Source organism: Kibdelosporangium aridum, assembly GCF_900176515.1.
Lineage (GTDB): Bacteria > Actinomycetota > Actinomycetes > Mycobacteriales > Pseudonocardiaceae > Kibdelosporangium > Kibdelosporangium aridum.
In genome coordinates, this window is sequence record NZ_FWXV01000002.1 from 1,383,862 (window position 1) to 1,407,395 (window position 23,534).

Below are 23,534 nucleotides of genomic sequence, written 5' to 3' on the forward strand. Positions count from 1 at the left end.
GCGTCCCGCGACCGAGTGAACAGCAGGTTTTCAGCGCCACCGCATGGTCATCAGCAGGCCGCCGATCATCAGCGCGAAGCCGATCGCGAAGTTCCAGTTCCCCAGGTCGGACATGAACGGGATGTCCTGCCCGGCGATGTAGTTGACCACCAGCCAAGCAAGGCCGATCACCATGACACCGAGCATCACCGCGATGTACAGCGGATGCGAAGGGCCGCCCCCACGCACCTTCACCGGGGTACGGCGATCGCTGGCGGGCGCCGTGTAGACGCTCTTCTTGCGAACCTTGGACTTGGGCATCGTGTCCTCGCCTGGCGTTATGCGTGCGTATACGGCGGCAAGCGGAGGTCCGCAACTGCCGCCGTGGGAACACGTTAACGTAGTCGAAAAGGCTCGCGAACCACCAGGGGAGTACGAGTGGGAACTCACGAGGGTGACTACGACTCTGGGCGCTTGTACGGCGACCTGCAGGACGGGCCGCCGCAGAGCGGTGACCGGGCCCGGAATGTAGTCCGGAACATCGGCGAACTGCTGATCACCGCGGGCATGATCGTGCTGCTCTTCGTGGTCTACGAGCTCTACATCACGGATCTTTTCTCCGCGGGCAAGCAGCGTGAAGCCACCGCGGCGCTGGACGACCAGTGGCAGCACCCCGGCGCGGACGTCGTCGAAGGCGGCGAGCGGACCAACAAGTTCGAGCTGGAGGACGGCAAGGGCTTCGCCAAGCTCTACATCCCGAAGTTCGGACCGGATTTTCACTTCACAGTGCTCGAAGGCACCAACGACAAGACCCTGGAGAGCGGACCGGGCCACTACAAGGGCACCGCGCTGCCGGGCGAGCACGGCAACTTCTCCGTCGCGGGCCACCGCGTCGGCAAGGGCGCCCCGTTCAACGACCTGGACCTGCTGCAGTCGTGCGACGCGGTGGTGATCGAGACCTCCACCAGCTGGTTCACCTACCGGATGCTCCCGCTGGACAGCGAGGCGAAAAACTGGGACTCGGTGAAGAACAAGAGCCCACGCTGTGAGCGCGTGAACAAGCTCGGCGCCGACTACGCCAAGGTCTCCGGCCGGGAAATCGTCAAGCCGTCGCAGGGCGGGGTCATTTCGCCCGTTCCGTACGCCGCTCCCGGCACAAAACCGGGCGCCGCACTGATGACCCTCACCACGTGCCACCCGAAGTTCTCGGACGCACAGCGGCTCATCGTGCACCTCGTGCTGACCGACCAGGCAGCGAAGAACCCGGCCGCACCCAACGAGCTGCCCCCCGCCCTTTCGGAGAACGACTGATGTACGGCTGGATCTGGCGCAAGATCCCCGGCCCGCTGGCGGTCAGAATCACGATCGCCACGATCCTGATCCTCGGTGTGATCGCACTCCTGCTGTTCGTGGTCTTCCCGTGGCTGGAGCCAAAGCTCTGGTTCAACAACGTGACGACCGAGGAATGACCTGAGTGCTACCGGGGCGACGCGTCAGAAGTGTTTGAGGAGGTCGGTGAACCTCTCCAGGTGCAGTACGCCCTGATCGCTCGGATCGAGTTCGTCCTCTTCGAGCACCCAGGTGTGCACGTTCGGGATGAAGACGGCGTTCATGCCCGCTGCCCTCGACGACAGGATGTCCGACTTCGGTGAGTTGCCGATCATCCACGTGTTGCCGACGTCCAGGGTCAGCTCCTTGGCCAGCCGCCGATAGGTGTCCAGGTCCTTCTCGGCGACGATGTGGATGCTTTGGAAGTGGTGCGCCAGACCGGAGTGGTCGATCTTGCGCTGCTGCTCGTCGGTGTCGCCCTTGGTGAGCATCAGCAGGTCGTGGCGGCTGCTGAGCTCGGTGAGGGTGTCCGGGACGCCTTCGATCAGCTCGACGCGGTGGTCGATCAGGGTGACTGCCAGCTCCTCGATCTGCCTGCTCTCCTCGGCGGACACTTCGCGTTCGTAGAGGTGCGAGAACGTGTCCCGGAGGTTGTGCAGCAGGGCTTTGCTGCCGTAGCCGACCGTGACGATGTTGGCTCGCTCGATGTCGTCGAGGATCGGTCGCAGTTGGGCCTTGTCCATCGTCGGGTGGGCAAGCCAGTCGAGGAAGTCGTCGATCACCCGCTCGAACAGGACGTTGTTCTCCCACAGGGTGTCGTCCGCGTCGAAGATCAGCACTCGCTTCACACCGGGCAGCCTACGGGCAGAGTGGTACGGCCGCACCACTTTTTTCGAGTCAGCCGAAATGCAGTGGCCGTGGCCGAATAGCATGGTGGCATGCGCGTGCTGGTGGTCGACAACTACGACAGTTTCGTCTACAACCTGGTCCAGTACCTGGCCCAGCTGGGTGCGGAGTGCGTCGTGCTGCGCAACGACTCCGCTGATCTCCAGCTCGACGGGTTCGACGGCGTTCTGGTCAGTCCTGGTCCTGGCACGCCCGAGCGGGCGGGCCGGAGCATCGAGCTGATCAAGCAGGCCGCCGACCGGAAGACCCCGGTACTGGGCGTCTGCCTTGGCCACCAGGCCATCGGCGTCGCGTGGGGCGCCACTGTCGACCGGGCGCCGGAGTTGCTGCACGGCAAGACCAGCCAGGTGCACCACGACGGCGCCGGCGTCCTCGCCGGGCTGCCGGATCCGTTCACCGCGACGCGCTACCACTCGCTCACCGTGCTGCCCGAGACGATCCCGGCCGAGTTCGAGGTCACCGGCAAGACCGAGAGCGGCATCGTGATGGGCATGCGGCACCGCGAACTGCCGATCGAAGGCGTGCAGTTCCACCCCGAGTCGGTGCTCACCGACGGCGGTCACCGGATGCTGGCGAACTGGCTTGCCGGTTGCGGCCACCCGGTGCCCGAGCACAAGGTGGCCGAGCTCGAGCGCGGGATGCGCACGCTCACCGAGGCTGCTGCGGTCCGCTAGCAGCTCGGCTGAGTGCTGCTGCCCGGCGGCGTCTCGCCTGGCAACGACGGCACGTCGGTGGGCGTGCTGGTCGCGGACGACCCTGGCAGTGGCGTCGGGCAGTTCACCGGCTGCTGCGGCTCCGGCTGCTGGTCCTCGCTGCGCCACGTGTTGATCGTCCGCCGTGCCGCTTCGAGGTCGTTGACCGGGAAGCCCTCGTTGGCCCGTGTCGTGTTGGTCGCACCGAGGTCTTCGATCCGAAGTGGACGGCAGTCCGGGCCTGCCGCGGGTGCGCACGAGCCTTCGACCTTGCGGTGCAGTCCGACGCCGAGCACCGTGCCGCGGACGCCTTGGAAGATCGCGATCTCCCCGCCGTCGCTGACACCCACGTAGTAGTTGGTGTACGCGAGGTACCGGATGCCCGCCCCGATCAACGCGAGGAAGATGACCGACACCGCGACGATGATCGCGATCTTGCGGCCGCGTTTTTTCTTCTTCTGCGGTTGCTGCGGCGGTTGCTGCATCGTGGCTTGATGCGGCGGTGGTTGCTGGGGCGGCATCTGGACCGGCGGCCGCGGCGGTGACGTCGTCGGGCCGACCGGGTGCATGTGGTTGTTCGAAGACTCGAACGCTTGCGTGGCCTGGGGTTGCGGTTCCTCTTCAACCACGTCCGCGACGATCACAGTCACGTTGTCCGGGCCGCCGCCCTGCAACGCGAGCTCGATCATCTTGTCCGCGCAGGCCTGCCTGTCGGCGATCTGCATTGTCTCGGCCAGCTTCTCGAAGCCGACCACGTCCGACAGCCCGTCGGAGCACAGCAGGTACCGGTCGCCCGCCCTGGTCTCCCTGACCTGCAGGGTCGGCTCGATCACCTCGTGACCGACCAACGCGCGCAGCACCAGCGAGCGCTGCGGGTGTGTGAGCGCTTCCTCGGGCGTGATCCGGCCTTCGTCCAGCAGCGACTGCACGAAGCTGTCGTCCCGGGTGATCTGGTTGAACTGCCCGTCGCGCAACAGGTAGGTACGGGAGTCCCCGATGTTGACCAGGCCGAGTCTGCCGCCGCCGAACAGGATCGCGGTCAGCGTGGTCCCCATGCCTTCAAGGTCGGGGTCCTGATCGACCAGTTCCGCGATCGTGTCGTTGCCCGAGACAACTGCCTCGTGCAACTTGCCGAGCAGATCGTCGCCGGGGACGTCCTCGTCGAGAGGCGCAAGCGCGGCGATGACCACCTTGCTGGCAACCTCTCCCGCGGCGTGCCCGCCCATCCCGTCCGCGATGGCGAGCAGGTGCGGCCCGGCGTACACCGAGTCCTCGTTGTTGGACCGGTGTAACCCTCGGTCGCTACGTGCCGCGTACTTCAGCGCAAGGGTCATGGCCAGCGTGGACTCTCAATGAAGCCGGCTAGTGCTGTGCGAAGTCGCCCAACCATTGCATTCCGCCTTTCCGGGCATTGCGGCGCCCAGGTACCGCCAGGCCAGATCTCGGGGCAACAACATACAAAACCATGGATCACACACCGCAAGGCGTCAGGGTGTGCTACCCGGTTTGAAGTCTCTGAACACTCTCACGTTGACGGTCTGGTTCTTGGCGATCTTCGTCCCAGGCGATATGTCCTGCTCCGCGACCTGGCCAAGCTTGGACACGTCGTTGGTGTCGTCAGGGTCGACTCTGAAGTCACCTTCCCAGCCAAGGTTGCGCAGTTCCTGGCGGGCGGCGTTCTCGTTCTTGCCGACCAGGTTGGGCATCTGGATCTGGTTCGGGTCCTCCGTCGGGCCCTTGGAGACCTGCAGGGTGATCGTGGCGCCCGGCCGTGCCTTCTTCGGGCTCATCGCGACCACGATGCCCTTGGGCTTGTCGGAGTCCACATCGCTGCGGGTGACCTTGAAGCCCTCGTTCTCCAGGTTGGTCTTGGCGGCCTCGAAGTCCTGGTTGACCACGTCCGGCACGTCCACCTGGGCCGGCTGCTTGCCGACGACGAGCTTGACCGTCGAGCCCTTGGGCACCTCGACGCCGATCGGCGGCTGGGTGCTGGAGACCTTGCCGATCAGCTTCGAGTCGGTGGTGTCCTCTGTGGTCTCGTCCGGCGAGGCTTGCAGACCGGCCTGCTGCAGCGCTCTCGTGGCGTCTTCCTTGGTCTTGCCACGCACGTCCGGCACCTGCACCGAGCTCGCGCTGCGGCCGATGGTCAGCGTGACCGTCTTGCCGGCCTCGACCTTGCCGGGCGCCGGGTCCTGCTGGATGACCGTGCCGACGTCCTCCGGTTGGCACGGAGCCGCCTGGCCGGGGCCAGGCGGCTCACATTTGACGCCAGCGATGGTGACCTTGAAGCCCGCCTGCTCCAGCTGGTTGCGGGCGAGGTTCTCCTGCGCCCCCTTCACCGAGGGCAGATCGACGAACTCCGCACCGGAGTTGTTGCCGGACAACAGTTTCGTCGTCAGCCAGATGCCGAGCACGATCACCGCGACCACCAGCAAGGTGATCAGTGCGGTCATCCATGCCTTGCGGCGCTTCCGTTTCCGCTCTTCTTCCGACGCGTCGTAGTCGTCGTAGTCGTCGGCCATCGAATCCGGCCGATGTCTGCCGCGCGGGACGTCGTTGACCCGGGTCTGCTGGCCCAGCATCGCGGTGCGGTCGTCGTCGGTCATCACCATCGGCGCGGACGGGCGCTGCCCGGACAGCACGCGGACGATGTCCATCCGCATCTCCGCGGCCGACTGGTAGCGGTTGGCCGCACCTTTGGCCATCGCCTTCAGCACGATCGCGTCCAGTTGCGGGCTGACCCGGGAGTTGAGCTGCGACGGCTTGCGCGGGTCTTCCCGAACGTGCTGGTAGGCAACGGCGACAGGGGAGTCACCGGTGAACGGCGGCTCGCCGGTCAGCAACTCGAACAGCACGCAACCCGTTGCGTAAACGTCACTTCGCGCGTCGACGGCCTCACCACGGGCCTGCTCGGGCGAAAGGTACTGCGCGGTGCCGATCACCGCGGCGGTCTGCGTGACGGCCGCCTGGCCGTCGTGCACCGCGCGGGCGATACCGAAGTCCATCACCTTGACCGCGCCGGTCTTGGTGATCATGACGTTGGCTGGTTTGACGTCCCGGTGCACGATGCCGTGCCGGTGGGAGAAGTCCAGTGCCGCGCAGACGTCCGCCATGATCTCCATGGCGCGCTGACCGGGAAGCGGGCCTTCGGTCTTGACGATGTCGCGCAGGGTCCGTCCGTCGACGTACTCCATCACGATGTACGGCAGCGGGCCGTACTCGGTGCGCGTCTCGCCGGTGTCGTAGACGGCGACGATCGCGGGGTGGTTGAGCGCGGCCGCGTTCTGGGCCTCGCGCCGGAAACGTTCCTGGAACTGCGGGTCCCTTGCCAGGTCGGCACGCAGCACCTTCACCGCGACGTCACGACCGAGCCGAACGTCACGGCCCTTGTGAACCTCGGACATGCCGCCATAGCCGAGCGTCTCGCCCAGCTCATAGCGATTGGAGAGCAGTCGCGGTGTCGTCATCGCTGCGTAGTCCCGCTCCTAGTCAACTTCTCGGTCCCATCATGCCCGCTCTTGCTGGTCCGCCAGGCCGTTTTCAACCAGGTGGCTGTCTGTCAGGGTCGCATTCAACAGTCACCTTCGACCCCTGGTCCACCTGTCCGATCGGCTGCACGCTTGTCACGTAGCACGTCCGCAGGTCGTGCGACGGTTCGCCTGACAACCGTAGCGATCGAACATCCGGTTGGAGACCAGCCTCCCGTAACCGCTCGACTACTTCCGAGGCGGGGTGGCCGAGCAGTTCCCCGGCTTTCACCAGAACCACGGGCGGCCGGCCCTGTCCGTTGGGCTCACCATATGCCGGTCCGTCCGCCGGGAAACTGACCCCGGGGGTCGCCTGCGTGGCGGTGCCGCCGACCGGATTGGGCGAGCCAGGTGAGCGGGAGCTGGACCCGGTCAGCCTCGGGACCGCCCACACAGCCAGCACAGCCAGCGCTACCAGCAGCAACGCGAGCAAAGTCCACAACCATGCCCGGCTGCCGCGACGCGGCCGGCGGGGTGGCAACGGGAACGAACCAGTGCCGTGCACCATCGGCTGGGGCATGCCGGCGGGCACGATGCCCGGATGTGTCCCGGGATGTGTGCCATGAGGTGTCACTGGGTGCGCGGCCGCCAACGCCATTCCCGACGGTGTTGGGAGCGGACGACCGGCACGGACCGCGGCGACCGCCGCGGCGAACTCGCCACCGTTGCTGTAGCGCTGGCGCGGGTCCTTGACGAGTGTGGCCTCGATGACCGCCCTGGCGCCAGGCGGAACATCCGGTGGCAGCGGCGGCGGGATGTCGCGGATGTGCATCATCGCCACCGTGACCGCGTTCTCCGACAGGAACGGCCGGTGCCCCATCAGGCACTCGTAACCGACCACGGCCAGTGAGTACACGTCGCTGGCAGGCTCGGCGTCGTGGCCGAGTGCCTGCTCCGGCGCGATGTAGTGGGCCGTTCCCATCACCATGCCCGACCTGGTCACCGGCGCCGCGTCGGCGGCCTTGGCGATGCCGAAGTCGGTCAGCTTCACCACGCCGACCGGCGTGATCATGATGTTGCCCGGCTTGACGTCCCTGTGCACGTAACCGCCAGCGTGCGCGGCCTGCAAAGCGTTACCCGCCTGCTCGAGGATGTCGAGCGTGCGGTCCGCGTTGATCCGGCCCTCCCTGGCCAGGATCGACGCCAGCGGCTCGCCCTCGACCAGTTCCATCACCAGGTACGCGGTGTCCTGCGGGCCGTCCGGTGTCGCGGCTGTCTCGCCGTAGTCGTGCACGGAGGCGATTCCGGGATGGTTGAGCGAGGACATCGTCCGCGCCTCGGTGCGGAACCGGTGCAGGAACTCCGCGTCGCCACAGAGTTCCGGCTTGAGCACCTTCACAGCGACGGCACGGTCCAGCCGAGTGTCGGCGGCCTCCCACACCTCACCCATGCCGCCGACGGCGATGCGCCGCACCAACCGATACCGGTCGGCAAGCAGCTGCCCCGACGTCAGCATGCTCACCTACCTCCGATTCCCGGCATCGCGTTGATGGTGGCCCGGCCGACCGAAGCCGCCACGCTGCTACCGGTTGCCGCGAGCCCGCGGTTTCCACCGTTCTCAACAAGGACGGCGACAGCGATCTGTGGGTTGTCCGCCGGTGCGAAAGCGGCGTACCAAGCGTGCGGCGGGGTGTTTTTCGGATCGGTGCCGTGCTCGGCGGTTCCGGTCTTCGACGCGATGGTCAGGCCGTTGACCTTGCCGTTGCCCCTGGTGTTGTCCTCGGACTTCTTCATCATGTCGCGCAACACGGCCGCGTTGGACGTCGACATCGCCCTGCCGAGCTCGTCGGCGTGGAACTTCCCCATCTCCGAGAGATCCGGTGCCAGCACTTTCTGCACGAGCTGTGGGCGCATCAGCGTGCCGCCGTTGGCGATCGCCGAGACGATCATGGCGTCCTGCAACGGGGTCAGCCGGACGTCACGCTGGCCGATGCCGGTCTGGTAGAGCGAGGCCGCGTCCGGCAACGGGCCGATGTTGGACTCCGCGACGCCCATCGGGATCTGCAGGTCGGGCTGTCCGATGCCGAACTTGGTGGCCTGCTCACGCAGCTTGTCCGCACCGAGTTTGCCTGCCAGTTCAGCGAACGCGGTGTTGCACGACACCGACAGCGCGAGCTCCAGTGTGGCCGTCGGAGCGTCACCAGGGCCGCAGTGACTGCCTGCGAAGTTCTCCAGGGTGGCGTCGCGCGTCCCCGGCAGCTTGACGCTGGGCGCTGCGGTGAGCTGCTCGTCCTTGGTCATGCCGTCTTCCAGCGCGGCCGCCGTGACGACGAGCTTGAAGGTCGAACCAGGCTGGTAGGTCTCCTGGATCGCCCGGTTGGTCAGCGGCTTAGCTTTGTCGTCCCGGTAGCTGGTCCACGCCTTCTCCTGCTCGTCGCCGTTGTGTGACGACAGCGGGTTCGGGTCGTAGGACGGTGTGGAGACCATCGCGAGGATCTCGCCCGTCTGCGGCCGGATCGCGACGACCGAACCGGTGTAGCCTGCCGAGATCATCGCGTCGTACGCGGCCTGCTGGATGCGTGAGTCGACGGTGGTCTGGATGTTGCCGCCGCGCGGGTCGCGACCGGTGATCAGGTCCGAGAGCCTGCGCACGAACAGCCGGTCATCCGACCCGTCCAGGATCTCCTTCTCCGACCGCTCCAGCGCACGCGAGCCGTACCGGACCGAGTAGTACCCGGTGATCGGCGCGAACGCCGCGCCGAGCGGGTACTGGCGCAGGAAGCGCAGCCGGTCATTGGTCGGTGTGACCGTCGCGACCAGCTTGTTGTCGCTGGAGATGATCTTGCCGCGCTCACGGGAGTACTCGTCGAACAGCACCCGCTGGTTGCGCGAATCGGCCCGGTAGTCATCGGCCTTGACCATCTGGATGTACGTGATGTTGGCCAGCAACAACACGACCATCACGAGCATGGTCAGACCGACCCGGCGAAGAGGTGTGTTCATGACGGCCGCTCCACCATCACCGTGCTGGCCTCCGCGATTGGTGCCTGCTGAACCGGCCGCGGGCGCGAACCGGTCTGTGGCCGCCGAGCGGCGTCGGATATCCGCAACAGCAAGGCTATGAGGATGTAGTTCGCCAGCAGTGAAGAACCGCCGTACGACAGGAAAGGTGCGGTGATACCGGTCATCGGGATCAGCGCGGTCACGCCGCCGACCACGACGAAGAGCTGCATGACGATGGCGAACGAAAGACCGCCACCCAGCAGTTTGCCGAAGCTGTCGCGTACGGCAACCGCGCTACGCAGCCCGCGCATGGCCAGGATCATGTACACCATCAGCAGCGCGGCCAGGCCGATGAAGCCGAGCTCCTCGCCGATCGCCGCGGTGATGAAGTCGGTGCTCGCCTCGGGCACGATGTCCGGCCGTCCGGCGCCAAGACCCGTGCCGGCCATCCCGCCGGTGCCGAGGCCGAAGAGGCCCTGCGCGATCTGGTAGCTGCCGCCGAGCCGCTCGTACACCTCGTTGTTCATCGGCGTCAGCCAGTTCGCCACACGCTGCTGGACGTGCGTGAACAGCGAGAACGCGATCAGCGCGCCACCGATGAACAGGGCGAGGCCGATGATCACCCACGCGGCGCGTTCCGTTGCCACGTAGAGCATCGCGAGGACGATGCCGAAGATCAGCAGCGAGGTGCCGAGGTCCTTCTCGAAGACCAGGACGCCGATCGCGACGCCCCACGCGACCAGGATCGGGCCGAGGTCACGCGCCCGTGGCAGCTCCAGACCGAGGAACCGGCGGCCTGCCACCATGAACAAGTCGCGTTTGGACACCAGGAACGACGCGAAGAACACCATCAGCAGGATCTTCGCGAACTCACCTGGCTGGATGGAGAAGATGCCGAGCTTCAGCCACACCTTGGCGCCGTTGGCCTCCGAGATGCTGGCGGGCAGCAGCGCGGGCAGCGCCAGCGCGAACAGGCCGACAAGACCGGCGGTGTAGCCGTATTTGGCCAGTACGCGGTGGTTGCGCACGATGAACAGCACGGCGAGGAACAGCACCAGGGAGATCGCCGTCCACAGCACCTGTTTCGGCGCGGACGCGGTGTACTCCCGAGCTCTGGCAAGCGCTTGCTCTGCCTTGGCCAGGTCGATCCGGTAGATCATCACCAGGCCGAACCCGTGCAGCAGCGCCACACACGGCAGGATCAGCGGATCCGCGTACGGCGCCCACTTGCGCACCGCGACGTGCGTGATCGCGAACGCCGCCATGAACGCCAGGCCGTACCAGAGGATCTGGATGGTCAGCTGTTGCTTCTGGTTGATCGAGACCAACGTCAGCGCGCCGGTGACGAGTGCGGCGGCGAAGGCGAGCATCCACAACTCTGTGCTCCGCCGCGTCGGAGCCACAGGCTGCATCGCGGGGTTGCTGTTGTTGCCCTGCCCGGTCGCCGTCGCCGGACCCGCCCCGACGGGAACCGGTTGCGCCATTAGCCGCCGCCACCCTCGTTGTGCTCGGGCCGGCAGTCCACACCGGGACGCGGCGCCGAAGTCGGCACGCTCGGTGCCACCTCAGGGTTCGCCGGGTCCGTCGGCGGCGTGGACGTCGCCGACTGGTTCTGTCGTTGTTGCTGCTGTGCGATCACATCGGGACACGGATCGAGGACGTTCTCGGTCCGCAGCCGGTTTATGAACTCACGCGCTTCATTCAGGCTGCCATAAGTGTTGCTACCGCCGAGCACGGTCGCCTTGCCGGCTTCGTCGAGTTGATCGACGTACCGCTTGTTGCATTTGTCCAGCGCCGGGTCGCAGGAACCCTGCACCTCACGCTGCAACGGGATACCCAGCACGCTGCCGGGAACACCTTGGAAGATCGCGATCTCGCCCTTGTAGGCGCCGGTTCCTTCACCAACGTAGTAGTTGCGCAGCACGATGTACCGGATCGTGAACGCGCCCGCGACCAGCAGCACCAGCACCACAAGGGACAGCGCGGCGATCTTCAACCGCTTGCGGCCCTTGGCTTTCGGATCCTCAGGCTCGGGCTGGTCGATCTTGCGCGGCTCCGGGCGTGGCTGCGCCGCCGCGGTCATCGCCGCGGCACGCGACGCGGACGAGTCCGGCGGAGGCGGGTCCTCGCGGCCGTCACCAGCGGCGCCACCGACGATCGGATCGTCGTCGCCGTAGTCCACGTCCACCACGTCGGCGATGATCACCGTCACGTTGTCCGGGCCGCCGCCCTTCAACGCCAACTCGATCATGCGGTCCGCGCAAGCCTGCGGATCCTCGATCTGGATCGCCTCGGAAAGCGTCTCGAAGCTCACAACCGAGGAAAGCCCGTCGGAGCACAGCAGATACCGGTCGCCGGCCCGTGCCTCGCGAACCGTCAGACTCGGCTCGACGTCATGGCCGGTCAAAGCACGCAACAACAACGATCGCTGTGGATGGCTCGACGCCTCCTCCGCGGTGATCCGGCCCTCGTCGATCAACGACTGCACGAACGTGTCATCGTGCGTGATCTGCGAGAACACCTCGCCGCGGCGCATGTACGCGCGTGAGTCCCCAACGTGCACCAAGCCGATTCGGTTGCCTGCGAACAACATCGCCGTCAGCGTGGTGCCCATCCCGTCCAGTTCGGGATCGCTCGTCACCAGCTCGGAAATCGCGTTGTTGCCCGCGACAGTGGCGTCGCGCAACGGGCCGAGCAGGTCCTCACCAGGCGTGTCGTCATCCAACGGCGCCAACGCGCCGACAACCACCTTGCTCGCCACCTCACCGGCGGCGTGTCCCCCAAGCCCGTCCGCAAGCGCGAGCAGGCGCGGTCCCGCGTACACGGAGTCCTGGTTGTTCGAACGCACCAGGCCCCGGTCGCTGCGAGCCGCGTAACGGAGGACAAGGGTCATGAGCGCAGCTCAATCACCGTCTTGCCGATGCGGATAGGAACCCCCAGCGGCACCCGCATGGGCGCCGTCACCTTCGCGCGATCCAGGTACGTGCCGTTCGTCGACCCCAGATCCTCGACATACCAGTCGGTCCCGCGCAGCGAGATCCGCGCATGCCGCGTGGACGCGTAGTCGTCGTCCAGCACAAGCGTGGAATCATCGGCGCGCCCGATCATGATCGGCCGTCCGTCCAACGAGATCCGCGTACCCGCGAGTGCACCGTGGGTCACCACGAGCTGCCGCGGCGCCTTGCCCCGACCCTTGCCGGACTTGTCCCGGCGGAACCCGGGGATCCCGACCTTCAACCCGGACGCCGCGTACAGATCTGAGCGCACAATCCTCAGCGCGGCAACCACGAACAACCAGAGCAGGACGAGAAACCCTGCTCTGGTCAACTGCATCACCAGCTCTGGCACCTGTTGTGACCGCTCCCTGAAAATCGCAGCCGACACCGCTTGAATACAGAGACTGTATTCAAGCCCTGCGAACGACTGAACGTCAGCCCTGGGTGCGGAACACTAGGGACGAGTGACCGATGCGGATGACGTCGCCGTCAGCCAGCTGCCACGTCTGCACCGGAGTGCCGTTCACCGTGGTGCCGTTCGTCGAACCGAGGTCTGCGAGTGTGGCACTCTGGCCATCCCACGTGATCTCGAGGTGACGACGGGAAACACCGGTGTCGGGCAGCCGGAAGTCCGCGTCCTGACCACGGCCGACCACGTTTCCGCCCTGCTTCAGGGAGTACGTGCGGTTCGAACCGTCATCAAGCTGCAGGCTCGCCGACAGCTGACGCGGACCGGTCTGGACGGCAGGCGGCGCATATCCCTGCTGGCCATACGGGTCGCCTTGCTGACCGTATGGATCGGGCTGGCCGTAGCCGCCGGGCTGCTGGCCGTAGCCACCCTGCTGCGGGTAGCCGCCGGGCTGCTGGCCATAACCCTGGTCATAGCCACCGGGCTGGCCGTAGCCGCCCTGCTGGCCGTAACCCTGGTCATACCCGCCGCCTTGCTGCGGAGGCTGGCCGTAGCCCTGGTCGTAGCCGCCGGGCTGGCCGTAACCCTGCTGCTGGCCATAGCCCTGGTCGTAACCACCTTGCTGCTGGCCGTAACCCTGGTCATAGCCCTGCTGGCCGTAACCCTGCTGCTGGCCGTAACCCTGGTCGTAGCCACCTTGCTGCTGCGGGGGCTGGCCGTAGTTCTGATCGTTGCCGTATTGACCTTGGCCGTATCCGTACTGGCCTTGCTGGCCGTACGGGTCACCCTCAGGCGGTTGGCCGTAGCCGGGAGGCTGGCTCATGGATCGGTCTCCTGCGTTGCGAGGTGATGCCGGCCGTCGGCTTACGTCAGGGTCGACGGACGAGCGTGTTCGGAACTGTCCGGTGTGCAGCGCGTCGGAGCGCTCCAGGGAGACTACGACGTCACCATAGGTGTCCCACCCGTGCTCCGCGAGATTCTCCGAGATGACGTCCGTGAGCAGCGTGATGATGCGTTCCTCATCCACTGCGAGCCGATCGTGGTCCGCCTGTCCCAACTGCACGACGTAGTGGTTGGGAGCCAGCAGCCTGCCGCCGGCCAACTCACGGATGTTGTCCTCACTCTCTCGCTGAAGCGCCTGCGCGACCTCCTGTGGCACGACGTTGCCACCGAACACACGCGCGAAGGTATTACCCACGATGCCTTCGAGCCGGCGCTCGAAGCGCTGCACGAGGCCCACGGATCATCCCTCCACACGTACGCTCCTTCCCCGATCGTATCCGGGCGCGGCCCAAGAGACACCGGGATGTTCCAACCCCCTGCAAACTGACCCCAAACGCCGTGCTACGCTTCCGCGGTCACTTCAGGGCGAGTGGCGGAATGGCAGACGCGCACGGTTCAGGTCCGTGTGTCCGAAAGGACGTGAGGGTTCAACTCCCTCCTCGCCCACGAGACGCCTCGACGCTCTCTGCTCGTTGCTTCGCAACTTCGCAGAGGGCGTCTCGTCATAATATTGGGGGGCCGAGCCCCCCAAACCCCCCACGGTTCGGGGTTTCTTGCTTTCCAGCGCTGTTGCTTTGCGCTTGCACCAGGTGTTTTGCGGGTTTCCGCAGACCTCTCCACGGGCCTTGGGCCTCCAGGGCTGGACGGGTCTTCGTCAGCGGTTTGCGCTTCGCGTACCGCGGATGGTTGCTTGCCGCGCTGGCGGGCGCCTCCCCAGGTCAGCCCTACCGCAGAGCCTTCTGCGGCCCCCAACATCCCCACCCCAAGGCATCCCCCACCACTCCCGGGGGGACGACCCCTGGCCAGTCTATCGGGCATTGTGGCTGGTCAATAGGGTTGTTGGGGGTTGTGGACAACTGGATTTGCCGGTGGTTCCTTCGCCCTAATGCGAGGGTTCTTTCCTGTGGTGGCTTCCTTGGGACGTCTTTTGTCTTTCCGCTGCCTTGACTCGCACGGTTGAGCGAAGGCATTGGCGCGGGACAACGTGGATTTGCAAGGCGGCTCGCCGGGAGCATGTGATGTTTGGCGCGAAATTAGACCCTTTGGGACAGGGAATTACAGGCTTGTAATTCACTCAATTGTGGCGGGGGTCACTTTTACTGCGTGTGCTTGTGGTGGGGGACCGCCCGTCTTTGTCTCACCCGGACGGCCGCATCGCCCGGCTGAAGTCGGCTGGCGGCTCACCGACCGGTCACCGACCGCTCGGCGCCGTTGGTCGCCGAAGAGCGGAATGGAGATCCGTGGGGCTGGCGCAGCTGGTACCAAATTCCATGTACCAGTTCGGCCCGTGACCACCAGGGACACGGTCGAGTCGAAGGAGGCGGGGCTTCGTGACCGGCATTCCAGGGCGCATGGCAGTGACTCAGGACGCGGCTTCACTGCCCATTCCGTCCGCCGTCGAGCTTCCCGCTCCAGATGACGAGCTCGCGTCCGCGGCCGTCGCCCAGCTCGGCTGGCCGGGTGTGGCGCTCCCCCCGATGACGCTGCTCGGCCGTCGGGTTTCGCTTGTCGCTGAACTCCTGCCCGACGCGCACGCCGAGCGCATCTGCCTCGGCCAGGCACCGGTCACCGACCGCGCCACCGTCTCCACGTGGGTCTGGCCGGAGTTCGCGGGCCAGGTGCCCGCGGCCGCCGTGCGGATCGTCGGTGTGCTGGCGGTTTCGCGGCACTGGCGGACCGGTCTTGCCGCGCTGGCGCCGTTCGCTCGCTACGGCGACACCGCGATGGTCGTTCCCTCGTCGGTCGTCCTGACGCACGACTACCTGGCGAACTGCTTGCCGCGCGCCCGTAACTACGGCGTCGCCGTGGTCAGCGCCGACCCGGACAACGGCGTCGAGCTGGACCTGCCTGGCCGCAACGACAAGGTCACCGCGGGCATCGACGCGGTGTCCCGCTGGGTCAACGAAGTCGCCTACGAGCGAGTTCTGTCGGCCTGACCGAACCGGCCTACGCTGGTCCGCATGCGAGTTGTCATCGCCGGTGGACACGGCAAGATCGCTCTTTACCTCGAACGTTTTCTCTCGACCCGTGGCGACGAACCGGTCGGCTTGATCCGCAATCCCGCGCAGGCGGACGACCTGCGCGAAGTAGGCGCCGAACCGGTTGTGCTCGATCTGGAGCAGGCAACCGCCGACGAAGTGGCCAAGGTGCTTGACGGCGCGGATGCCGCGGTTTTCGCGGCAGGAGCCGGGCCCGGCAGCGGAGTCGAGCGAAAGGACACCGTCGACCGCGCCGCAGCGGTCCTGTTCGCCCAAGCCGCCGAGATCGCCGGAGTCCGGCGGTTCATCCAGATCAGCTCGTATGGACTGGACCGCGCCGACGACCCGTCGGTCGACGAGACCTTCCGCATCTACCTCAAGGCGAAAGCCGCCGCGGAAGCAGACCTGCGGTCGCGTGACCTCGACTGGACCATCCTGCGCCCGGCGCACCTGACTGACGAACCGGCAACCGGCCTGGTCAACATCGATTTCCACATTCCGCCAGGCAAAGTGCCGCGCGAGGAAGTCGCGGCTGTCCTGGTCGGACTGCTCGACGACAACGACACCATCGGGCTAACCCTGGAGCTGGCCAAGGGGCCAACCCCGATCGACATCGCGATCAATCAGGTCAAATCGAGCACGCGCTCCAAATAGGCGTTGCGGAACACCCGATCCGGGTCGACCTCGGCGCGCACGCGGCGGAAATCCTCGAACCTGGGGTAGAGCTCCCGCAGCGCGGCGGCGTCCAAGCTGTGCATCTTGCCCCAGTGCGGACGCCCGCCGACCTGCGCGACGATCTTCTCGAAGGCGTCGAAGTACTCCCGATACCGCATGCCCGGGTACTGGTGGATCGCGAAGTACGCGGAATCCCGTTGGTACGCCGTGGACATCCAGATGTCGTCGGCGGCCGCCACCCGGATCTCGACCGGCAGCATCACCGGATCCTTCAAGGTCGAGACCATCGCCCGCAGCTCGTTGAGCACGTCGATCAGGGACTCCCTGGGCACCGCGTACTCCGACTCGACGAACCGCACATTGCGCGTGGTCACGAAGACCCGGTGCGACCAGTCGCTGTAAGCCCGCGGCGACAACGCGGTGGACGACAGCCGATTCAACGGTTCGACCAACTTCGGCACCGCTCGGCCGATCCGGCACACCGCCTCGAACACGACGTTTTCCATGAGGGTGTACTCGAAGAACTGCCGCGGTCGGCTGAGCGGTCGTACTGCCGCGTCGAGCGGTAGGCGGTCGTTACGCTTCACTAAAGCCTTGCGACCGTAGGGGAACCAGTAGAACTCCATGTGGTCGTGCCCCGTGATCAGCTCGTCGAGCTGCTCGATCACTTCCTCAAGCGGCACCGGTCGTTCGTCGGCCTGCAAACAGAAAGAGCGCTCGCAGCGCAAGGTCACCGTGCTGATCACGCCAAGCGCGCCAAGGCCGACACGTGCCGCGTCGAACAACTCCGGCCGCTCGTCAGCCGAACAGGCGACAACAGAACCGTCGGCCAACACAAGCTGCAACGCGGCGACCTGGGTCGCGATGCCGCCGAGTTTCGCGCCGGTGCCGTGCGTCCCGGTCGAGATCGCACCGGAAATGGTCTGGGCGTCGATGTCGCCAAGGTTGATCATGGCGAGGCCGAGCCGGTCCAGTGCGGCGTTGAGCTGCTTGATCGTGGTCCCGGCGCGAACAGTGACCAGGCCGGACTCGATGTCGGCCGACTCGACCCCGGTCCACCCGGACAGGTCGATGGCCGCGCTCGCGTGTGCTGCGGCGATGGCGGTGAAGGAGTGGCCCGTGCCGAGCGCCTTGACCGGCAGCTTCTTGGCTCGGGCTGTGCTGATGGCCTCACTGATCTGCTCGACGCTGGCAGGCCTGGACAACGTGGCCGGGGCGGCGATCTCGGTGCGCGCCCAGTTCGTCCACCGGATCTGACCGTCAGCGCTGGTCTTCAGAGCAGTCATAGACGCAAGGCCTTCCGCGGCAGGATGTTCGACACACCGTAAGTGAATCCTATTCACATTTCAACCGAAATCGACGTACTGTGGTGACGTGACCCAGCAGGCCGACTTGGACACCGCCACCAAGGGACTCGATCCGCCCTTCGCCGTGGTGGACCTGGACGCGTTCGACGCCAACGCGAAAGAGCTCGTGCGCCGCGCCCACGGCCGGCCGATCCGGGTGGCCAGCAAGTCGATCCGCTGCGCCTACCTGCTCGAACGCGCCCTCGGCATGCCCGGCTACCAAGGCGTGATGGCGTACTCGCTGCGCGAAGCGCTGTGGCTGACCCGCAAATGGCGTGATACGCCGCTGGCGGACACAGACATCCTGGTCGCCTATCCGACAACGGACCATGCCGCACTCCGTGACCTCGCCGCCGACCCGGAAGCGGCCCGGGTCATCTCGGTGATCGCCGACTCGGCCGCGCACCTGGACCTGATCGACGCAGCCCTTGGCGTGGATCATCCCAAGATTCGGATCTGCCTGGAATTCGACGCGGCATGGCGCCCATTGCCAGGCGTGTATGTCGGCACCCGCCGTTCCCCGGTCCGCACCTCGCGGCAAGCGGTGCGGCTGGCCGAGGAAATCGTTCGTCGCCCAGGCTTTTCCCTGGTCGGCGTGATGTCCTACGAAGGCCAAATCGCCGGCCTCGGCGACAACCCACCGGGAAACCCGGTGAAAGGCGCGGTCATCGCCTGGATGCAACGCCGCTCCGGCCCAGAACTGATCAAGCGCCGAAGCGCCGCGATCGCCGCGATCCGCGGCGTGACAGACCTCGAATTCGTGAACGGCGGGGGCACCGGAAGCCTCGAACTGACCTCAGCGGACCCGTCGGTGACAGAGCTGGCGGCAGGCTCAGGCCTGATCGGCCCGTGGCTCTTCGACAGCTACCGAGGGTTCAGCCCACGACCCGCCGCGTTCTACGCGTTGTCGGTTGTACGCCGACCTGCACCCCGTATCGCGACGCTGTTCGCTGGCGGTTATGTCGCTTCGGGAACCGGAACCCCGGACCGTCTACCACAGCCTTACTTGCCGCAGGGGTTGAAGCTGCTGGGTACGGAAGGGGCGGGCGAGGTCCAAACTCCCGTTGTTGGCGCGGCGGCGGACACCTTGAAACTCGGCGACCGCGTGTGGATGCGGCACTCCAAGGCGGGTGAGCTGGCCGAGCGCTTCCAGGAGTACCACTTGGTTCGAGGTGACCGCGTCGAACGAACGGTCCCGACCTATCGGGGGGAAGCCGTCAACTTCGGCTGAATCTGGCTTCCTGTGACTGGGTCTGCGTGAAGGTTTGTTTCGGGCTCTTGAATGGCAGGGAGGCCACCCAGAGGGAGGGGCTTGCATTTTCCCCTCGTTGTCTGGGCGCAGGTGTCCCGGAGGGAACACCCACGAAGCCCACCCCTGCGCTACCGCACCCGGGAACTTGCCGCACCAGAAAGCCACCCCGTGCAGGGAAGCTGCGGCACCGGAGGCGCCACCCTGCAGCTGAGACACCGAAGGATCACCTTCACCTAGAAAGCCCCAACTGAGGTCCGCCCTGCACCGACCGACTTTTTTGACAACCCCCAACCCCCAGAAAAGGACATCCCCCACCACTCCCGGGGGGACGACCCCAGGCCAGTCTACCGGGGATAAGGCCTGGTCAAAGGGGTTACTGGGCGGTTGTGGACAACCAGATTTGCGAACGGACCGTTCGTGTGGCCGAGAGTGGCGCTGCTACTTGCCGACCTTGCTCGACAGGTACTGCCTGAGCAGGTATTTGCCTTCGTCGATGATTGTCTGGTCGCCGCTGGGGTCTCGGCGGAAGGCGAGTTTGTGGATGCCGTCGGTGGCTTCGACGGCGATGGTGATCGGCAGGATCAGGTCTTCGGCGGGCAGGCCGGCTTTGGACGCCACGATCTCGGTGAGCCGCTCGGAGACCACTTCGTTGTTGTGTTTGCCTTCGCCGTCGTCCAGCAGTTCGAGGTCGACCACGTCACCGAAGTGCAGCTTGCTGAAGCCCGGGATCGTTCTGTGCATGTCGACGTAGATGTCGATCGCCAGGTCCACCGCGTCCCACCAGTGGTCCACATAGGTCGTTTCGAAGCGTTCGCCGACTACTTTCAGGAAGTGCTCGAGGTTGCGGCGGGTCAGTTCGCGGACGACCGCTCGTTTGTCCGGGAAGAACTGGTACAGCGAGCCGACGGCGACGCCCGCGCGCTCGGCGATCAGGGTTGTCGTGACTCCGTCGTAGCCGACCTCTTCGATGAGTGCCGCGCAGGCCTCGAGCATCTGCTCGACACGCTTCGTGCTGCGTTGCTGTACCGGCTTACGCCTCAGTGGGGTCGGACTCGCCACAAGTGTCTCCTCTGCTCAGCACCTATCTTGCCGTGAATTCGCTGCTGGCGTGTGAGTGACATCGCATCTAGTATCCGAACGAATTTCACATTCGGCCGGAGAAGGGGTGGCGATGGCGTTTCCGGACGACTTCGTGTGGGGTGTGTCCACGTCGGCTTTCCAGATCGAGGGTGCGACGCGCGAGGGTGGGCGCGGCGTCTCGGTGTGGGACACCTTCTGCGCGACACCGGGCAAAATCCACAATGGGGACAATGCCGACATCGCGTGTGACCACTACAACCGCTTCCCCGAGGATGTCGCGTTGATGGTCGAGCTCGGCGTCAAGGCGTACCGGTTCTCGGTTGCGTGGCCACGGATTCAGCCGACCGGTCATGGCGAGGTCAACGTCGAGGGGCTCGACTTCTACGACAACCTCGTCGACGCGCTGTGCGAGGCCGGCATCGCGCCGGTGACCACTTTGTACCACTGGGACACGCCACAACCGTTGGAAGACAACGGTGGCTGGCTCGTCAGGGACACCGCTGAGCGGTTCGCGGAGTACGCGCAGATCGTCGGCGAGCGCCTCGGCGACCGGGTGGAGATGTGGATTCCGCTCAACGAACCGATGGTGGAGACCCTCTTCGGTTACGCACTGGGCGAGTACGCACCCGGCAAGGCTCTGCTCTTCGACGCCTTGCCCGCGGCGCACTACCAGAACCTCGCGCATGGTCTCGCGGTCACCGCACTCCGGGCCGCGGGGGCGAAAAACGTTGGCACGGCGAACAACCACAGTCCGATTTGGCCGGCCAGTCAGGACGAAGGCGACCTGACCGCCGCAAGACACCTCGGTGCCGTGATCAACTGGATGTACTCGGACCCGGTCCTCACCGGGAAGTACCCTGATGAGGTAATTCCTTACCTGCCAAGTGATTACGCCGATGATTTGCCGAAAATCGCTGCCCCGCTGGACTTCTACGGCGTCAACTACTACGAACCCCAGGGTGTCGCGAAGCCCGGCGAGGGCAACCCGCTGCCGTTCGAGCTTCGGCCGGTCGAGGGATATCCGTTGACCACCAACGATTCCCCGGTTGTCCCCGATGGTCTCCGGGAGTTCCTCACCACTCTCAAGAGCCGCTACGCCGACGCCTTGCCGCCGGTCTACATCACCGAAAGCGGCTGCAGCTTCGACGGCGTGCACGACCGGCAACGCATCGACTACCACACCGAACACCTCGCGGCACTGGAGAAAGCGATCTCCGAAGGGGTCGACGTGCGCGGCTACTTCGTGTGGTCGTTGCTGGACAACTTCGAGTGGTCGAAGGGGTACCAGCCGCGCTTCGGCCTGGTCCACATCGACTACGACACCCTTTCGCGGACCCCGAAGGACTCGTTCCACTGGTACCGCGGCGTGATCGGAGGCGCTCGTTGACCACCGCCTTATCCGAGCCCGTCCAACGGGTTCGCGCAGGCTGGATCACCCTGCTGTTCCTGGCCAACCTCGGGTTGTGGCTGGCGATCTACGCACCGATCCAGGTACTGCTGCCGCAGCAGGCCGAGCTGCTCGACGCCGCCAACAAGGAACTGGTCTTCGGCATCGTCACCGGGGCCGGTGGCCTGGTCGCGCTTGTGGTGAACCCGTTGGCCGGGCTGCTGTCCGACCGGACCACGTCACGGTTCGGCCGTCGCCATCCGTGGACCATCAGTGGCGCGGTCGTCGGCGCGGTGGGGCTCGTGGTCCTCGCTCTGGCGGGCAATGTCGTGGTGATGGTGCTCGGCTGGTGCCTTGTCCAGGTCGGGCTGAACGCCATGCTGGCCACCCTCATCTCCGCGATTCCTGACCGCGTCCCCGTCGACCAGCGTGCGCAAACGGGTGGATTCGTCGGGATCAGCCAGATGTTCGGCACTGTGCTCGGTGCTGTTCTGGTCACGTCCATCGTCACCGGGCTGGTCGCCGGTTATCTCGCGTGTGCCGTCGTGGTGCTGCTTGGCGGCGTCGTGTTCGTGCTGTTCACGCCGGATACCGTGCTGCCGAAGGAACTGGTCCGCAAGACGAAGCTGGACCTGTGGATCTCGCCGCGCGAGCACCCGGCGTTCGCGTGGATGTGGGGCTGCCACTTCATGGTCAACCTCGGCAACGCGCTTGGCACGTTCTACCTGTTGTTCTTCCTCAAGGACGCGGTCAAGCGCGAAGACCCGGAAGGCTCGCTGCTGATCTTGATGGCTGGCTACGGGATCGCGTTGGTCATCGGCGCGCTCGTGGCAGGCAAGCTCTCCGACACGTCCGGCCGTCGCAAGCCGTACGTACTGGTAGCAGCGGCGTTCATGGCTGCCGCGGCACTCGTTCTGGTGATTTGGCCGACGTGGATCGCGTCATTGATCGCCGGGCCGCTGCTGGGCGCGGGGTTCGGAATCTATTGGGCGGTCGCGCTCGCGCTGCTCACCCAATTGCTGCCTGCCGCCGCCGACCGCGCCAAAGATCTTGGTGTCGTGAACATCGCCAATTCGCTGCCGCAGGTTTTCGCGCCGCTCGTCGCCCCGGGAATCTTGGCCGGTCTTGGTTACGCGGGCCTGTTCGGAGCTTCCGCACTCGCCACCGTGATCGCCGGATTCCTGCTGACCCGAATCAAATCCGCGATCTAGCGAAATGTGGACCGACAAAAATTGGGAGCCGCAGGCCGACGCTGTCGGGGGGAGGGGGAGTGCTAGAACGCCGGCCTGCGGGGCCTTGGATGACGGTCCGGCTCGCCTCGCTCGGGGGGACGGACGAACCGGACCGCCGGTCTATCGGGCGCCGGCCACCACACGGCGCGGATTGGCGGTAGCCCTGCGGACGTGCCTGCCTCCTGCTGGAGCGAGACCGCCGGCTACCAGGTGCTCGTAGGCCGCACGCCAGACCGAGCACGGCGCCTTCTGCTGGCGCCACCGTGACGAACAGGTAGGGCAGTTGCCTCGCTCATCGGGCTCGTGGGCCGAGAGCATCGCGCGCCAGCCTTCGGTCAGGCGGGGCAGCTCCGATCGGGCCACGGACAGCAGGGACGGGGCGTCTGCGCGGGTTGCCAGCTCGGAGAGCATGTCAAGGCGTTCCCACACCGCATTGCGCAAAACCTGGCCGAGTATCTCGTCCACGGGAGCGTCACCGTCACCTTTCCGCCTGCTCGGCGGCTTCTCGTAGGGCGTCCCGCAACTGGCCGAGCTGGCCGGATGACAGGACCGCGGTCTCGCCGGGAGGTCCGACGAGCACCACCTTGTTCTGGTCGTTGACCAGCACGGTGAGACAGCGATCGCGGTTGATGACGTCTCCGCAGCTGATGTGCCATACCTGACGGCCGGAGAAAGAGCCGGTCAGATCTCTGAGGCCAGGGGTGTCCTGCGACTCTCCCTGCGGTGCAGGTGAGGGCGCGGGGGCGGGGCGTGTCACCGTCGAGCCGACCAGGTCCACGATCAGAAGTTTCCCTCCGTGC

22 protein-coding genes and 1 tRNA gene are annotated in these 23,534 nt (G+C 66.0%); 9 read left to right on the top strand and 14 right to left on the bottom strand.

The features are described from left to right. Positions 1–30: 30 nt before the first annotated feature. Positions 31–300, bottom strand: a complete 270-nt coding sequence (gene crgA, locus B9C43_RS16105; protein WP_033380107.1) for a cell division protein CrgA — start codon at positions 298–300, stop codon at positions 31–33. Positions 301–417: 117 nt separating this feature from the next. On the opposite strand from crgA, the gene B9C43_RS16110 reads away from it, so the two are divergent. Together B9C43_RS16110 and B9C43_RS57535 are read left to right on the top strand one after the other, a co-directional pair. Beyond that, positions 418–1,290: a class E sortase gene (locus B9C43_RS16110; RefSeq protein ID WP_235038637.1), complete on the top strand. Its 873-nt coding sequence runs from the start codon at positions 418–420 to the stop codon at positions 1,288–1,290. After that, the gene (locus tag B9C43_RS57535) at positions 1,290–1,448 is read left to right on the top strand and encodes a hypothetical protein (protein WP_200825553.1); all 159 of its coding nucleotides are present in this window, start codon (positions 1,290–1,292) and stop codon (positions 1,446–1,448) included. The genes B9C43_RS16110 and B9C43_RS57535 overlap by 1 nt, the downstream gene beginning before the upstream one ends. Positions 1,449–1,472: 24 nt before the next feature. Here the strand turns inward: B9C43_RS57535 and B9C43_RS16115 are convergent, their stop codons facing one another. After that, entirely contained in the window at positions 1,473–2,156 is a 684-nt protein-coding gene (locus B9C43_RS16115; RefSeq protein ID WP_235038638.1) for an HAD family hydrolase, read from the bottom strand. Positions 2,157–2,246: 90 nt separating this feature from the next. Between B9C43_RS16115 and B9C43_RS16120 the strand changes: the two genes are divergently transcribed. Further along, positions 2,247–2,888, top strand: a complete 642-nt coding sequence (locus B9C43_RS16120; RefSeq protein ID WP_084427234.1) for an aminodeoxychorismate/anthranilate synthase component II — start codon at positions 2,247–2,249, stop codon at positions 2,886–2,888. Here B9C43_RS16120 and B9C43_RS16125 read toward each other — a convergent pair. The 8 genes from B9C43_RS16125 to B9C43_RS16160 form a co-directional block, all read right to left on the bottom strand. Next, positions 2,885–4,240, bottom strand: a complete 1,356-nt coding sequence (locus B9C43_RS16125; protein ID WP_084427236.1) for a PP2C family protein-serine/threonine phosphatase — start codon at positions 4,238–4,240, stop codon at positions 2,885–2,887. The two genes, B9C43_RS16120 and B9C43_RS16125, sit on opposite strands and share 4 nt — an antisense overlap. 153 nt (positions 4,241–4,393) lie before the next feature. Then, the gene (pknB, locus tag B9C43_RS16130; RefSeq protein WP_033380105.1) at positions 4,394–6,373 is read right to left on the bottom strand and encodes a Stk1 family PASTA domain-containing Ser/Thr kinase; all 1,980 of its coding nucleotides are present in this window, start codon (positions 6,371–6,373) and stop codon (positions 4,394–4,396) included. A gap of 73 nt (positions 6,374–6,446) precedes the next feature. Further along, complete coding sequence (locus B9C43_RS16135; protein ID WP_084427238.1) at positions 6,447–7,889, bottom strand: serine/threonine-protein kinase; 1,443 nt, start codon at positions 7,887–7,889, stop codon at positions 6,447–6,449. Positions 7,890–7,891: 2 nt separating this feature from the next. Next, on the bottom strand, positions 7,892–9,376 hold the full coding sequence (locus B9C43_RS16140) for a peptidoglycan D,D-transpeptidase FtsI family protein (protein ID WP_084427240.1): 1,485 nt from the start codon (positions 9,374–9,376) through the stop codon (positions 7,892–7,894). Then, positions 9,373–10,860 (bottom strand): FtsW/RodA/SpoVE family cell cycle protein, encoded by a 1,488-nt coding sequence (locus tag B9C43_RS16145; protein ID WP_033380102.1) that lies wholly within the window; start codon positions 10,858–10,860, stop codon positions 9,373–9,375. Before B9C43_RS16145 ends, B9C43_RS16140 begins: the two co-directional genes overlap by 4 nt. Further along, positions 10,860–12,269, bottom strand: coding sequence for a PP2C family protein-serine/threonine phosphatase (locus tag B9C43_RS16150; RefSeq protein WP_033380101.1), 1,410 nt, complete (start codon positions 12,267–12,269; stop codon positions 10,860–10,862). The genes B9C43_RS16145 and B9C43_RS16150 overlap by 1 nt, the downstream gene beginning before the upstream one ends. After that, positions 12,266–12,724 carry an FHA domain-containing protein FhaB/FipA gene (locus B9C43_RS16155; protein ID WP_033380100.1) on the bottom strand — a complete coding sequence of 153 codons (459 nt, stop codon included), beginning with the start codon at positions 12,722–12,724 and terminating at the stop codon, positions 12,266–12,268. Before B9C43_RS16155 ends, B9C43_RS16150 begins: the two co-directional genes overlap by 4 nt. Positions 12,725–12,806: 82 nt before the next feature. Then, a complete protein-coding gene (locus B9C43_RS16160; RefSeq protein ID WP_033380099.1) occupies positions 12,807–14,021 on the bottom strand; it encodes a DUF3662 and FHA domain-containing protein in 1,215 nt (404 codons plus the stop codon). A gap of 126 nt (positions 14,022–14,147) precedes the next feature. Between B9C43_RS16160 and B9C43_RS16165 the strand changes: the two genes are divergently transcribed. From B9C43_RS16165 to B9C43_RS16175, 3 genes are all read left to right on the top strand, one after another. Then, positions 14,148–14,230: transfer RNA gene (locus B9C43_RS16165), tRNA-Leu, on the top strand. An 884-nt stretch (positions 14,231–15,114) separates the two neighbouring features. Then, entirely contained in the window at positions 15,115–15,720 is a 606-nt protein-coding gene (locus B9C43_RS16170; protein ID WP_084427242.1) for a hypothetical protein, read from the top strand. 24 nt (positions 15,721–15,744) lie between these two features. Then, positions 15,745–16,416, top strand: coding sequence for an NAD(P)H-binding protein (locus B9C43_RS16175; protein ID WP_084427244.1), 672 nt, complete (start codon positions 15,745–15,747; stop codon positions 16,414–16,416). On the opposite strand, the gene B9C43_RS16180 is transcribed toward B9C43_RS16175, so the two are convergent. Beyond that, positions 16,386–17,723 (bottom strand): D-arabinono-1,4-lactone oxidase, encoded by a 1,338-nt coding sequence (locus B9C43_RS16180; protein ID WP_084427246.1) that lies wholly within the window; start codon positions 17,721–17,723, stop codon positions 16,386–16,388. The two genes, B9C43_RS16175 and B9C43_RS16180, sit on opposite strands and share 31 nt — an antisense overlap. Positions 17,724–17,811: 88 nt before the next feature. On the opposite strand from B9C43_RS16180, the gene B9C43_RS16185 reads away from it, so the two are divergent. Then, the gene (locus tag B9C43_RS16185) at positions 17,812–19,014 is read left to right on the top strand and encodes an amino acid deaminase/aldolase (protein WP_084427248.1); all 1,203 of its coding nucleotides are present in this window, start codon (positions 17,812–17,814) and stop codon (positions 19,012–19,014) included. A gap of 459 nt (positions 19,015–19,473) precedes the next feature. Here the strand turns inward: B9C43_RS16185 and B9C43_RS16190 are convergent, their stop codons facing one another. Continuing rightward, entirely contained in the window at positions 19,474–20,094 is a 621-nt protein-coding gene (locus B9C43_RS16190) for a TetR/AcrR family transcriptional regulator (RefSeq protein WP_033381294.1), read from the bottom strand. Between the two features lie 112 nt (positions 20,095–20,206). On the opposite strand from B9C43_RS16190, the gene B9C43_RS16195 reads away from it, so the two are divergent. Next, the gene (locus tag B9C43_RS16195; protein ID WP_084428231.1) at positions 20,207–21,502 is read left to right on the top strand and encodes a GH1 family beta-glucosidase; all 1,296 of its coding nucleotides are present in this window, start codon (positions 20,207–20,209) and stop codon (positions 21,500–21,502) included. Continuing rightward, entirely contained in the window at positions 21,499–22,713 is a 1,215-nt protein-coding gene (locus B9C43_RS16200) for an MFS transporter (RefSeq protein ID WP_084427250.1), read from the top strand. The genes B9C43_RS16195 and B9C43_RS16200 overlap by 4 nt, the downstream gene beginning before the upstream one ends. A gap of 141 nt (positions 22,714–22,854) precedes the next feature. On the opposite strand, the gene B9C43_RS16205 is transcribed toward B9C43_RS16200, so the two are convergent. Together B9C43_RS16205 and B9C43_RS16210 are read right to left on the bottom strand one after the other, a co-directional pair. Continuing rightward, positions 22,855–23,199, bottom strand: a complete 345-nt coding sequence (locus tag B9C43_RS16205; RefSeq protein ID WP_084427252.1) for a hypothetical protein — start codon at positions 23,197–23,199, stop codon at positions 22,855–22,857. Between the two features lie 13 nt (positions 23,200–23,212). After that, complete coding sequence (locus B9C43_RS16210; RefSeq protein WP_033381291.1) at positions 23,213–23,512, bottom strand: hypothetical protein; 300 nt, start codon at positions 23,510–23,512, stop codon at positions 23,213–23,215. Positions 23,513–23,534 lie beyond the last annotated feature (22 nt).

Bases quoted from the DNA above. Each gene is read 5' to 3' on its own strand.
- crgA (WP_033380107.1), bottom strand. From the start codon at position 300: ATGCCCAAGTCCAAGGTTCGCAAGAAGAGCGTCTACACGGCGCCCGCC.
- B9C43_RS57535 (WP_200825553.1), top strand. From the start codon at position 1,290: ATGTACGGCTGGATCTGGCGCAAGATCCCCGGCCCGCTGGCGGTCAGA.
- B9C43_RS16120 (WP_084427234.1), top strand. From the start codon at position 2,247: ATGCGCGTGCTGGTGGTCGACAACTACGACAGTTTCGTCTACAACCTG.
- B9C43_RS16125 (WP_084427236.1), bottom strand. From the start codon at position 4,240: ATGACCCTTGCGCTGAAGTACGCGGCACGTAGCGACCGAGGGTTACAC.
- pknB (WP_033380105.1), bottom strand. From the start codon at position 6,373: ATGACGACACCGCGACTGCTCTCCAATCGCTATGAGCTGGGCGAGACG.
- B9C43_RS16135 (WP_084427238.1), bottom strand. From the start codon at position 7,889: ATGCTGACGTCGGGGCAGCTGCTTGCCGACCGGTATCGGTTGGTGCGG.
- B9C43_RS16140 (WP_084427240.1), bottom strand. From the start codon at position 9,376: ATGAACACACCTCTTCGCCGGGTCGGTCTGACCATGCTCGTGATGGTC.
- B9C43_RS16145 (WP_033380102.1), bottom strand. From the start codon at position 10,860: ATGGCGCAACCGGTTCCCGTCGGGGCGGGTCCGGCGACGGCGACCGGG.
- B9C43_RS16150 (WP_033380101.1), bottom strand. From the start codon at position 12,269: ATGACCCTTGTCCTCCGTTACGCGGCTCGCAGCGACCGGGGCCTGGTG.
- B9C43_RS16175 (WP_084427244.1), top strand. From the start codon at position 15,745: ATGCGAGTTGTCATCGCCGGTGGACACGGCAAGATCGCTCTTTACCTC.
- B9C43_RS16180 (WP_084427246.1), bottom strand. From the start codon at position 17,723: ATGACTGCTCTGAAGACCAGCGCTGACGGTCAGATCCGGTGGACGAAC.
- B9C43_RS16195 (WP_084428231.1), top strand. From the start codon at position 20,207: ATGGCGTTTCCGGACGACTTCGTGTGGGGTGTGTCCACGTCGGCTTTC.